Genomic DNA, 12364 nt, shown 5'->3' with positions numbered 1-12364 from the left:
TAAGTCATACATTTATATTTACACAAACTTATTAGTGAATTAATATTATATATATAATGTTTTTATTTTGCTAAGAAAGTAGGTGCTCGATATGAAAATTCAATTTTATGGAGCAGCCAGAACGGTTACTGGCTCATGTCATATATTAAGGATTAAAGATAAATTAATACTTTTGGATTTAGGTCTATACCAAGGCAATGGGGCTATTGAAAAAGAAAATGAGTACTTCCCCTTTAATGCAAATGAAGTAGATTATGTAATATTATCTCATGCACATATAGATCATTCAGGAAGAATACCATTACTTTATAAACGTGGATTTAAGGGACAGGTTATATGTACAGATGCCACAAAGGACCTATGTTCTGTTATGCTCCCAGATAGTGGGTATATACAGGAAGCTGAAGCGGAGTGGAAAAACAGAAAAAGAATAAGACAAGGGTTGAAAGGTATTGATCCCTTATATACTAGTAATGATGCTGTAGAATCTTTAACTTTTTTTAAGGGATACCCTTATGATAATATTATAAAGTTATTTGATGGACTTGAAATAATATTTAGGGATGCAGGACATCTATTAGGTTCTGCAATGGTGGAACTAATTGCAAAAGAAGATAATAAAGAAATACGACTTGTCTATAGTGGAGATATAGGAAATAAGGGACTTCCTATATTAAAAGATCCTTCCAAAATTAAATATGCAGATTATGTAATTATGGAAACAACCTATGGAGATAGGTTTCATACAAAAATGGAAGAGGATATGAAAAGCCTTGCATCTATTATAAAGGATACTGTAAAAAGAGGAGGAAATGTAATCATACCATCATTTGCAGTTGGAAGAACTCAAGAAGTGTTATATATGCTAAATAAATATGTGGAAAATAATGAATTAAAAAATTGTACGGTTTATGTAGATAGCCCACTTGCTACAGAAGCTACCAGCATATTTAAAAGGCATGAAAAATATTATGATGAAGAAGCAAAAAAATACCTGGAAAGAGGAGATAATCCCTTAGAGTTTAAAGGGTTAGTATTTACAAAATCTCAGCAGGAGTCATCTGAGCTAAATAAAATTCAAAATGGAGCTGTAATAATATCTGCAAGTGGTATGTGCGAGGCAGGACGAATAAAACATCATTTAAAACATAATCTATGGAGAAAGGAATGTTCAATTGTATTTGTAGGATACCAAGCAGAAGGTACCTTAGGTAGAACAATTGTTGATGGATCTAAAAAGGTTAGAGTATTTGGTGAGGAAATAGCAGTAAATGCAAAGATTTATAATTTACATGGATTATCGGGGCATGCAGATAGAAATGGTCTTTATGAATGGATTACGGGATTTGTAAAAAAGCCTAAAAGGGTATTTTTAGTTCATGGAGATGCAGAAAGTATGTTTAGTTTTAAAGAACTCATTGAAAATGAAAATATTGATTCAGAAATAATTGCACCAAATCAAGTGATAGAAATAGGAGAAGGTGACGAGATTAAATTATCTAAAAAGGATAAGCTACTAGAGATTATAAAAAATATGGATGTAGATCATATGAGCAAGGATGAAATTATAAAAATTGTAGAAAGAGAGATATAAAAGGTTGCTCTGCAACCTTTTATAATCACTATTTTTTAGGAAGAATTTCTGTCCAATAACCATCTGGATCAATTATAAAATATATGCCCATTGCTTTGTTTTCATAGCAAATACATTCCATTTTTTTATGATGTTCGTAAGCTGCATCGAAGTCATCAACCCTAACAGCAAGATGGAACTCATTTTCTCCTAAATTATAAGCTTCAGTTCTATCTTTAAGCCATGTTAATTCCAAACTGTGGGAAGTAACTCCGTCGCCTAGAAACTTTAATATAAAGCTTCCATCACTTGCTTCTTTAGTGCGCATTACTTCAAAACCTAATGCTTCTTTATAAAAATCAATACTTTTTTCAAGGTCTAAAACGTTGATGTTATTGTGGTCGAATGTAAATTTCATTATAATTCACTCCTTTGGGATGATATTTATATAAAACATTATAACCTTGTTATAAGAAAAAGAAAATGTCTGAATGAATATGAATTTTTATTAGGAAGGGTGGAGTTTTTGTGGAAAAATATAATATAAAAGTAAACTATCTTTTTAACAGCGGATTTTTAATTGAAACAGAAAATTATTTATTAATATTTGATTATTATTTAGATTCCGTTGACGGAGGACAAAATGATATAACTAATGGTGTTATTACAGAAAAAGAGTTATTTACTAATAAAAAAGTATTAGTTTTCATATCTCATGGACATGAAGATCATTTTAATCCTTGTGTTTTAGAGTGGAGAAAGAAAAGGAAAGATATAACGTATATATTAAGTAGTGATATTGAGATACAAGATAAAGATCAAAGTATAAATATAGTAGCGCCTTATGAAACTTTAAATATTGAGGGTGTTTTAATTAAGACTTATGGATCTACAGATGCAGGGGTATCATTTTGGCTTAAAGTGGATGGTGTGAATATTTTTCATGCAGGGGATTTAAATTGGTGGCACTGGTTCGATGAATCCGAGGAGTTTAATCAAAACCAAGAAAAGATATTTAAGCAAGAAATTGAAAGCATTAAAGATAACAAAGTAGATATAGTATTTTTTCCAGTAGATCCAAGACTTATAGAAAGCCATTATTTGGGTGGGGAATACTTTATAAAAGAGCTAAGTCCAAAGATATTAATACCCATGCACTTTGGCAGAAATTATGAAGTTATAAAGAAGTTCCAGTCTAAAGTGAAAAATTACGAAACCAAAGTTGTGGAGATAGCTAAAAGAGGAGAAGAAATGGTCCTTTAATGAATATTTAATATCTTATATAAGAATTGCACATAAATAAAAAGGAAAGCATTATTTATGTGCTTTCCTTTTTATTATTTTAATATAATCATTTATTTTTTTATTCCACTGATTGTATAGATCTGGTCGTACTTCTTTGAGATTCTTCATAAAGGATTTAAGTACATGCAATTTGTAAAGTCCTTTTGTTAAATGCCTTGGAAAATCTCTATTCTTTGAATAAAACTTTTTAGGATCTATGACCATGACTTCTCCATCAGGCTTTACTATTATATCTTTACAACGTAAATCAAGCTTGGAAAATTCTAATTTTTTAAATTCCTCTAATAAATCTATGAGATTTAATGACAGCTCTTTACTTAATCCAAAACGCTTTATATATTTATTTAAGGGTATTCCATCGATATAGTCTCGTATCATATAATTTCCAGACATGCCGTAAACTCTAGGAAAATACTTGTTTCCATTTACCTTTTCTAGGATATCGTACTCTTTTTTGCAACTTTCAGGATTAAAACAAATTTTAATGACTTTATCTTCAGGGAGCATATAAATTATGCCATTATGACCCTTACCAAGAAACTTACAATCTAATAAGTTTATGCGAAAATTTTCTATATAACGAGTATAGAGGGATTTATCCATAATACCTCCTTTACAAAAATGTTCAAAACTATGTAATATGTTGTTGTTATAGTATATGAAGAAGCTCGATAATTTGTTACTATATTTAGGGAAATTCCTTCGCAATTTTGTTTTTGTATGATAGAATTATAATATGTATTATACAGTCAATATAGGGGGTGCGATTTATGAAATTAAATACTTTAAAGTCTAAAATTATCTTAGGAATTATAGTCTTAGTGATTTTAGCAGGAGCAGGAACTGGAATATATAAGTTTAATAAGAATCAAGGATACAGTGATTTAATTAAAACTGCTAATAGATATATGGATGAAGGAAAGTATGATGATGCTATAAAGGTTTTTCAGCAATCATTAAATTATAAGGATGATGAAAATGTAAGAAGAAGTATCAAAGCAGCTGAGACCTTAAAGGAAGAAAAAATTATATATAATGATGGAATAAAACTTTTAAATGAAAAAAAATATTTAGAGGCAATAGAAAAGTTTAGTAAGATAACAAAAGAAGATAAAAAAATGTATAATGATGCTCAAGAGAAGATTCTTGAATGTAAGAGAGAGTATGCTACATTAAATATTAAAAACGCAGATAAGGCATTAAAGGAAAACAAGCTTGATGATGCAAATAAATATCTGCAAGAAGTATTTAAAGTTGACAGTGAGAGTAAAGAGGGACAAACTTTAAAAGCTGAAATAGAGAAGAAAAAACAAGAAGAAATTAAGAAGCAGCAAGAGTCACAAAAAGGAATTACTGTAGAAGGGGCAATTAAAATAGTTAAAAGTAAATTTCCAAGTACATCTCAAAATATGATTTATCAGTACGATCATGACAGTACTCATGATGGAAGAAGTTTTTATGTTATACATGTATTTGAAAATATGCAGACTCACACTGCAACTATGGGATGGTATGGAGTAGATAAGGAAAACGGCAAAATTTACGACGAAATATTTTCTGAGTATATAAACTAGATAATATTGAATTGTTCTATGGATTAAAAAGGAAATTGCAGTGCAATTTCCTTTTTGTTTTACTTAAGTGAAGTTCCTTTCTCATCTTGAGTTATTAATCCTTTTCTCATAAGCCCACCTAGAGCATTTTTAAAGTTATTTTTGCTCACACCAAAGGTTTTAGATATGTCATCAGGTGAGGTTTTATCATTAAAAGTCATAAATCCATCATGGGATTTTAAATATTCTAATATAGTGTCTTGAAGCTCAGTTCTTTCTTCCTTAGCACGTTTTCTTGGAGTGAGTCCTAGTTTGCCATCTTCATAAATTTTTATTACATTTAAATCTAGTATATCACCAGCATTTATTTCAGTAAAATATTCATGTCTTAAGATTACTCCTTGATATAAGTTATCTACTGCTACCATAACACTTTGGTTAGTTTGAAAGCCATAGACTGTACCTTTAACAGTATCTCCTACTTTATATGGGGATTCAGTTTGTAAGTATTTATCTATATCTGTAGTAGCTGCTATTCTTTTAGTCTTATCTAAGTATATATAAAATAAATAATTCTTATCGGTTTGTAGTCCATAAAGTTTTTCTTTAAGTGGAACCAAGATATCTTTTTCTAACCCAATATCAATAAAGCTTCCTATTTTAGTATTAGCAACAACTTTTAAGTAAGCAATTTCACCTACCTCAGCTAGAGGTTTTTTTAATGTGGCAATAACTCTGTCTTTTGAGTCTGTATAGATGAATGCATCGACCTCATCGCCTATGCTAAGTTCCATATTAAGAGCATTGCCATTTGGAAGCAAAATATCATCTGATGTTTTTCCTGTACCTGCATCTAAGAAATAGCCAAAATCAGGTCTTCTTACAATTTTTAATTTATTAAAGTTTCCTATGTTTATCAAGTTTATTACCTCGCTTTATATTATATGTAAAAATATTTTTCCTTAATTCATATCATTATATTCTACCATGTTTTTTATTAAATTAAGGTATGCTTCTCGTTATTAGTTAGTATGTAAGTTAACATCCAAGATCCTTCCTCTAAGTATTTTCTTAGGTTGGATTTTTATATTAAGATTTTTTTCATATTTTTTAATTAAGGATAATTCCACAGGTGAAATTATAGATATTGATGTACCAAAATCGCCAGCTCTTCCTGTTCGTCCTGATCTATGTAGGTATTCCTTTGGATCTGACGGTAAGTTTAAGTTGAATATATGAGTTACATTTTTTACATCTAGTCCTCTAGCAGCTATATCTGATGATATTAAAAGTTGAACCTTTCCACTTCTAAAGCCTTCCAAGGCTTTTTTTCTATCTTCTTTTGAGGTATTACTATAAATTCCTTCAGCGTTAATGTGATGGTATTTAAGCTTTATAGTGGCTAAATCCACTTCTTCATTTCTGTTTAAAAACACGATAGCTCTTTTAGGATTAATTGAAGCTATTAACTTTCTTAAGGTTTCAATTTTTTCTCTTGGATCTGAAAGAAAGTATATATGTTCAATATTTTCATTAACTGTATCAGTATCTTCAACTCTTAGAACTTCTGGCTCCTTCATAAGTTCTTTTGCTAGCGCGAATGTTTCTTCATGAATTGTTGCGGAAAATGCCATAAGCTGTCTATCTCTTAAAGTAGTTTTAATTATATTTCTTACAGTAGATAATTTATCCTTAGCAAGTAAGTTATCTGCCTCGTCTAATACAATTGTTTTAATTGTATGAGCTTTTATTTTTTTTTGAGATATAAGTTCTAGTACTCTTCCTACAGAACCTACAATTATATGAGGTTTTTCTTTTAACTTTTCTATCTGTCTTTTTGCATTAACTTCACCTATAATTGGGGTTGAAGTGATGCCTGCTTCTGAGTTTTGTGATAAAAGTTTTATTTCGCTATCTATTTGCATAACAAGCTCATGAGTTGGAGCAAGAATTAGAGCTTGCATTTCTCTTTTAGAACTATCTATGTTTTGAAATAAAGGTAATAAGTAAGCTAAAGTTTTACCGCTACCAGTTTGAGACTGGCCTACTAAATCCTTTTTTTCTAAGGCTATTGGTATAACCTTTGATTGAATTGGGGTAGGATTTATTATATCTGCTTTTTTTAATCCCTCTATTAGATTACTATTTAATCCTAATTTATCAAATGAATCTATCATAATTTCCTCCTGTGTAATAAGATAAGTTTTACTTATACTTAGTATATCATTTTTAAGATAAATTATCTCTAAAATATGATAATAGAGGAATAATCTGAAGTCAATTCCAAAGTACTTATTTATAACTAAAAAGGATTTCTACAAGTTAATCATAGTACAATATGTAAAATTGTTATATACCCAATGTATTAATAGGTTATAATAAATGATGATAATATAATATAGAGAGGAATAATAATATGGATAAATTAAATTTTGATGATTTTAATATAAGTTCGGAAATTATTGAAGCATTAAATAAGATGGGCTATGAAAATCCATCAGGGGTTCAAGAAAAGGTAATCCCTTTAATACTTGAAGATAGGGATATAATAGTAAAGTCACAAACGGGAAGTGGAAAAACTGCAGCTTTTGGAGTACCGATTTGTGAAAAAATAACATGGGAGGAAAATAAACCTCAAGCATTAGTTCTAACCCCTACAAGAGAACTTGCAATACAGGTAAAAGAAGATATTAACAATATAGGAAGACTTAAGAGAATAAGAGCTGTAGCAGTGTTTGGTAAACATCCTATGGAAATTCAAAAAAGGGAACTTAAACAAAGAGTACATATAATTGTAGGAACTCCTGGGAGAGCCATGGATCATATAGAAAGAGGAAATATAAATTTAGAAGAAATAAAATATCTTATAATAGATGAAGCAGATGAAATGCTCAATATGGGGTTCATTGATCAAGTAACAGCTATAATAGAAAGAATGCCTAAAAATAGAGTTACAGTCTTACTATCAGCTACAATGCCTGAGGAAATTGAATTGCTATGTAAAAATTATATGGCGAGTCCTATAACTATAGAAATTAATCCTGAAAGTATTACTACAGAAAGAATCGAAGAAGTTTATTATGAAACTCTTCAAAGTGATAAACTTCAGCTTTTAAATAAAATTATTTATACTGAAAGACCTGATAGTTCAATTATATTTTGTAGTACAAAAGAAGGAGTAGATAATTTAGTTAGGGATATGAAAGATAGAGGATACTCCTGCAAGGCACTTCATGGAGGTATGGAACAAAAGGATAGAATTGACATCATGCAGCAATTTAAAAGAGGAGAATTTACCTTTCTAATAGCAACAGATGTAGCAGCTAGAGGAATCCATGTTGAGGATATTACCCATGTAATTAATTATGATACTCCTGTAGAAAAGGAAAGCTATGTTCATAGAATTGGAAGAACAGGTCGTGCAGGTAATAAAGGCAAAGCTATAACCTTTGTATCTCCAAGGGAAGAGAGAATGTTAAGCACTATAGAAGATTATGTAGGGTATAAGATTCAATTGGGGAAAATTCCATCTGAAGAAGAAGTTCAAGAAGGTAAGAAAATTTTTAAAGAAAAATCAAAGTCTAAGCCTAAATTAAAAGTTGATAAAAGTGCATCTCTTAATAAAGAAATTACAAAGATACATATTAATGCGGGAAAAAAGAAAAAGATAAGAGCAGGAGACATAGTTGGAACTATTACAAGTATTGAAGGAGTTAGCGCTGAAGATATAGGAATTATAGATGTTCAAGATAACTTTTCTTATGTAGATATACTTCAGGGAAAAGGGAAAATTGTACTAAAGGAACTTCAAGATAAAACAATTAAAGGTAAAAAAGTTAGAATTCAAAGAGCAGTTAAGTAAAAAGGTGAAATAAGCTGAATTTATTTAAAAAGTTTAATTATAACTAGACTTAATGTTGCAAGTAAATATATTGTATCTATATAATAGTGTATAAAATAAATAATTGAGGTGAAAAAGGTTTAATGTTTGACTTAGATGATTGTATTGGAATTATAACTAGTAGAAGTACTAAAGAAATTACGGATGCTTTTAGTAGTAAAGTAGAAGCTTGTGGTATCACAAGAGTACAGTGGATAGCTATTTATTATATAGGAAAAGAAGAAGGAATAACTCAAAAAAAGTTGGGAGAAAAAATGGATTTAAAAGAATCTACTGTTGCTAGATTAGTTGATAGAATGGAAAAGGAAGGTACGGTAGAAAGACTTAAGGATACTAGTGATAAAAGAATAACTAGGTTATATTTAACTAAGCTTGGAAAATATAAAAGAGAAGAAATACTTCCTATAGGTGAAAGTTTTTCAAAGGAAGGAATTGAAGGGATAAGTGAAGAACATTTAAATATATTTAAAGAGGTTCTAAACAAAATTGTGTCAAATACAAAAAAGAATGTTAAATAAGTAACAGTTTTGTTTAAATAAGTATTGTTTATACCACTGAGAGGTGGTATAATTTATACGGAAGTACTTGCCATGGCAAGTATTAGCGTGTAAAGTAAATGTTTAAAATAGGGGGAAGATTTATTATGAGTAAAAATCCAAGAGAAATGTTAAATGCCTTTATGGGAGGATTACAAGAAGTAGGAGTAACAAATGGGGCAAGTGTAGAAGCATTCATGGGTCTTTTAGGAGCTGCTTATACACCAGGAGCTGTAGACGTTAAGACAAAAGAACTTATAAGCGTAGCAATAGCAGCCTATAACCGCTGTGAATACTGTATAGTATTTCATGTATTTAAAGCATTAGAAGCAGGTGCTACTAGAGAAGAAATAATGGAAGCTGCAATGGTTGCAGTTGCATTTGGTGGTGGCCCATCAATGGCATATAGTGTAACTTTACTTAAAGATTCAATAGATGAATTTGAAAAGGATTTTAAATAACATATAGTTTAACGAATGTAGATATTATTCTATAAATAGTGGCCCTGTAAATCTAGATTATAAGTATAGATTTGCAGGGTCATATGTCTAATGCAAATAGTTTTTAGTAAAAGGTTTGAATTCGTAGCTATGAATTAATAACTGTTTAAATAGGGAGGAAAGAGTAATGGTAGATTTAAAGATAGAAAAGCTGGCTGGGCATAGTAAGAGTGGGAAAGTGGGTAAAATGAGCGTAAAAGTAAGTGATGAAGTAAAAGAGGGACAGGTTATTTTCCAAGTTGAATGTGATAAGGGTAATGCTCAAGTAAAATCAAACTGTGCTGGAGTATTAGAGAGCCTAAAAGTTAAAGAAGGAGATACAGTTAATATAGGAGATATAGTGGCTCGTATAGATGGAGTTATAGAAGAAAAAGATTGTGAAAATACAAATGCAATAAAGAAAACTGCAGAGACTAAGTTACCAGATAATAAATCTAAAAAATCTAACTTTGACTATTTTGGATCAATTCTAAAACCTGTAAAAAGGGAACTAGAGTGTGATTTAACAGTTATAGGAGCAGGGCCAGGGGGATATGTGGCAGCCATATATGCAGCAAAACAAGGTTTGAAAACTATTATTATTGAAAAGGAAGAAGTAGGAGGAACTTGTTTAAATGTAGGATGTATACCAACAAAGGCATTGGTAAGATCCTCTGAGGTATTTGATAATATAAAACACAGTGAAGAATTTGGAATTAAGGTATCAGATGCATTGGTAGACATGGAAAAAGTTATAGAAAGAAAAAATGGGATAGCTAAAAAACTTACAGGTGGAGTGGATTTTTTATTACAGAAAAATTCTATAGAAAAGATTTCAGGAACAGGAGAAATATTAGATAAAAATAAGGTTTTTGTAAAGGGAAAAAGGGAAGAAGTTACTATAAGTACGAAAAATATAATTATTGCAACGGGCTCAAAAATTGCAAGTATTAACATAGATGGTTTTGATGGAACTAAGGTTATAAATAGTACTGAAGCATTGGATATGAAGAAGTTGCCTAGGAGTATGGTAATTATCGGCGGTGGAGTTATCGGAATGGAATTTGCATTTATATATTCTAACTTAGGTGTGGATATATCAGTAGTTGAATATATGCCGAACATTCTTTGCACAATGGATGAAGATGTATCTGATGAAATAGTATCTATAGCAAAAGAAAAAGGCATAAAGTTCTTTACATCATCAAAAGTAACAAGTGTTAAAGAAAGCGAAGATGATAAAGCTATTGTGTACTTTGATATGAACGGCAAGGAAAAACTTATAACCTGTGATAAGGTTTTGGTGGCTATTGGAAGAGAACCAAATATTGAGGGACTAGGAATTGAGAAAGTTGGTATAGAATTAAATGAAAATAAAAAGGGAATAAAGGCTGATGATAAATTAAGAACAAATGTTGAAAATGTTTATGCTATAGGGGATGTAAATAATAAAATAGGACTTGCACATGTAGCATCTCATGGAGCAATTGTGGCTGTAGACAATATCTTAGGAAAAAATAGCGAGATGGATTACTCTGCGGTTCCAAGTGTAGTTTATACTACTCCAGAAGTTGCAACAGTGGGAATGACAGAAAAAATGGCAGTGGCTGCAGGAATTAATATTAAAATTGGTAAGTTCCCATTTATGGCTAATGGGAAGGCTTTAACTCATGGTGAAGACAAGGGTTTTGTAAAAGTTATTAAAGACAGTAACACAAATAAACTTATCGGAGCTTCCATAGTAGGAGCTAATGCTTCAGATTTAATTGGGGTGTTAACCTTAGCTATTAAAAATAACATTACAGAAGAGCAGATAAAGGAAACTATAGTTGCTCACCCAACTACAGGGGAAGCTATTCATGAAGCTGTATTGTCCTTAGAAGGTGGTGCAATTCATTTTGATAGCTAAAAGAACAGTAGTGGTTTCAGAAAGTTATAATCCATACTTTAACTTATCCCTAGAAGAGCATTTGTTTAATAATGTAAATAAGGATGAAATAATACTTTATTTATGGAGAAATGAAAATACAGTAGTTATAGGCAGAAATCAAAACCCATGGAAAGAGTGCAACTTAGAGCTTTTATCAAAATTCAATGGAAAGGTAGCTAGAAGATTATCTGGTGGGGGAGCTGTTTATCACGATCTAGGGAATTTAAATTTTACCTTTATAACTTGTGAGGAAAATGAGGATTTAAATAAACAGCTTTCAGTAATTATAAAAGCCTTAAATAATTTGAATATAGAAGCAACCTTTTCAGGGAGAAATGATATTTTAATTAATGGTAAAAAAATATCAGGAAATGCTTTTTATACGGACGAAGGTAGATATTATCATCATGGAACATTACTTTATGACATAGATGTAGAAAAGGTAACTGAAATATTAACTCCATCAACTCACAAGTTAACATCAAAGGGAATAGATTCTGTAAAAAGTAGAATTACAAACTTAAAGAATCATAAGGAAGGTTTAACAATAAATTACATTAAGGAATCTGTAGTAAAATCCTATGAAAAACATTATGGACACATAAATAATGTGGGTTATGTGGATGAAAAAAATTTAGATCTTAATAACTTCATAAAAAAATATTCAAGTGATGAGTGGATTTATGGAAATAGTCCAAGTTTTAATGTAGCTATAGATAAAGCATTTGATGAAGGGAAAATAGAATTAAATATTTCTTTAGAAGAGGGTAAAATAACTCACTGCAAAATATATACAGATTCTCTGTTTACAAAGGAATTTGATATAACTGAGAATGTACTAAAAGGTTGCAAGTTTAACAGAGATGATATGTTAAAGGTTTTGGAACAAAATAAATACTTATTTTCTCCTAAAGGAAAAGTTATATTAGATAGAATAAAAGAAATTATACAAGAAAGTATTACAAATATAATTTAAGGTAAGTTTTAAAGTAAGCATAGATATTTATAACTTAATAGTCAATGTTTCATTGTTGTGTAAAGCTCTAATCTAGCAGAACTTTACACAACAACTATTTCATATATATCA

At 30.2% G+C, this 12364-nt stretch carries 12 protein-coding genes; 8 read left to right on the top strand and 4 right to left on the bottom strand.

Going from position 1 to position 12364, the window contains the following annotated elements:
- The first annotated feature begins 91 nt into the window (after window positions 1-91).
- The gene (locus tag JOC70_RS09540) at window positions 92-1594 is read left to right on the top strand and encodes an MBL fold metallo-hydrolase RNA specificity domain-containing protein (RefSeq protein WP_204598667.1); all 1503 of its coding nucleotides are present in this window, start codon (window positions 92-94) and stop codon (window positions 1592-1594) included.
- A gap of 28 nt (window positions 1595-1622) precedes the next feature.
- Here the strand turns inward: JOC70_RS09540 and JOC70_RS09535 are convergent, their stop codons facing one another.
- Complete coding sequence (locus tag JOC70_RS09535; protein ID WP_204598666.1) at window positions 1623-1991, bottom strand: VOC family protein; 369 nt, start codon at window positions 1989-1991, stop codon at window positions 1623-1625.
- 110 nt (window positions 1992-2101) lie between these two features.
- Here JOC70_RS09535 and JOC70_RS09530 point away from each other — a divergent pair, with 110 nt between their 5' ends.
- Window positions 2102-2836, top strand: coding sequence for an MBL fold metallo-hydrolase (locus JOC70_RS09530; protein WP_204598665.1), 735 nt, complete (start codon window positions 2102-2104; stop codon window positions 2834-2836).
- Between the two features lie 51 nt (window positions 2837-2887).
- Here the strand turns inward: JOC70_RS09530 and JOC70_RS09525 are convergent, their stop codons facing one another.
- Complete coding sequence (locus tag JOC70_RS09525) at window positions 2888-3481, bottom strand: protein kinase (protein ID WP_204598663.1); 594 nt, start codon at window positions 3479-3481, stop codon at window positions 2888-2890.
- A 167-nt stretch (window positions 3482-3648) separates the two neighbouring features.
- Here JOC70_RS09525 and JOC70_RS09520 point away from each other — a divergent pair, with 167 nt between their 5' ends.
- Window positions 3649-4452, top strand: coding sequence for a tetratricopeptide repeat protein (locus JOC70_RS09520; RefSeq protein ID WP_204598661.1), 804 nt, complete (start codon window positions 3649-3651; stop codon window positions 4450-4452).
- A 59-nt stretch (window positions 4453-4511) separates the two neighbouring features.
- On the opposite strand, the gene JOC70_RS09515 is transcribed toward JOC70_RS09520, so the two are convergent.
- Both JOC70_RS09515 and JOC70_RS09510 read right to left on the bottom strand, forming a co-directional pair.
- A complete protein-coding gene (locus JOC70_RS09515; protein WP_204598659.1) occupies window positions 4512-5351 on the bottom strand; it encodes a CvfB family protein in 840 nt (279 codons plus the stop codon).
- A 102-nt stretch (window positions 5352-5453) separates the two neighbouring features.
- Window positions 5454-6608, bottom strand: coding sequence for a DEAD/DEAH box helicase (locus JOC70_RS09510; protein WP_204598657.1), 1155 nt, complete (start codon window positions 6606-6608; stop codon window positions 5454-5456).
- Between the two features lie 239 nt (window positions 6609-6847).
- Between JOC70_RS09510 and JOC70_RS09505 the strand changes: the two genes are divergently transcribed.
- From JOC70_RS09505 to lplA, 5 genes are all read left to right on the top strand, one after another.
- The gene (locus JOC70_RS09505) at window positions 6848-8293 is read left to right on the top strand and encodes a DEAD/DEAH box helicase (RefSeq protein ID WP_204598655.1); all 1446 of its coding nucleotides are present in this window, start codon (window positions 6848-6850) and stop codon (window positions 8291-8293) included.
- Between the two features lie 122 nt (window positions 8294-8415).
- Complete coding sequence (locus JOC70_RS09500; RefSeq protein ID WP_204598654.1) at window positions 8416-8850, top strand: MarR family winged helix-turn-helix transcriptional regulator; 435 nt, start codon at window positions 8416-8418, stop codon at window positions 8848-8850.
- A 125-nt stretch (window positions 8851-8975) separates the two neighbouring features.
- Complete coding sequence (locus tag JOC70_RS09495; protein ID WP_204598652.1) at window positions 8976-9329, top strand: carboxymuconolactone decarboxylase family protein; 354 nt, start codon at window positions 8976-8978, stop codon at window positions 9327-9329.
- A gap of 166 nt (window positions 9330-9495) precedes the next feature.
- Window positions 9496-11256 carry a dihydrolipoyl dehydrogenase gene (gene lpdA / locus JOC70_RS09490; RefSeq protein ID WP_204598650.1) on the top strand — a complete coding sequence of 587 codons (1761 nt, stop codon included), beginning with the start codon at window positions 9496-9498 and terminating at the stop codon, window positions 11254-11256.
- On the top strand, window positions 11246-12253 hold the full coding sequence (gene lplA, locus JOC70_RS09485; protein ID WP_204598648.1) for a lipoate--protein ligase: 1008 nt from the start codon (window positions 11246-11248) through the stop codon (window positions 12251-12253). Before lpdA ends, lplA begins: the two co-directional genes overlap by 11 nt.
- The last annotated feature ends 111 nt before the right edge of the window (window positions 12254-12364 follow it).

Source organism: Clostridium pascui, from assembly GCF_016908015.1.
Lineage (GTDB): Bacteria > Bacillota > Clostridia > Clostridiales > Clostridiaceae > Clostridium_AK > Clostridium_AK pascui.
This window is presented reverse-complemented; position numbering and strand designations above follow the sequence as displayed.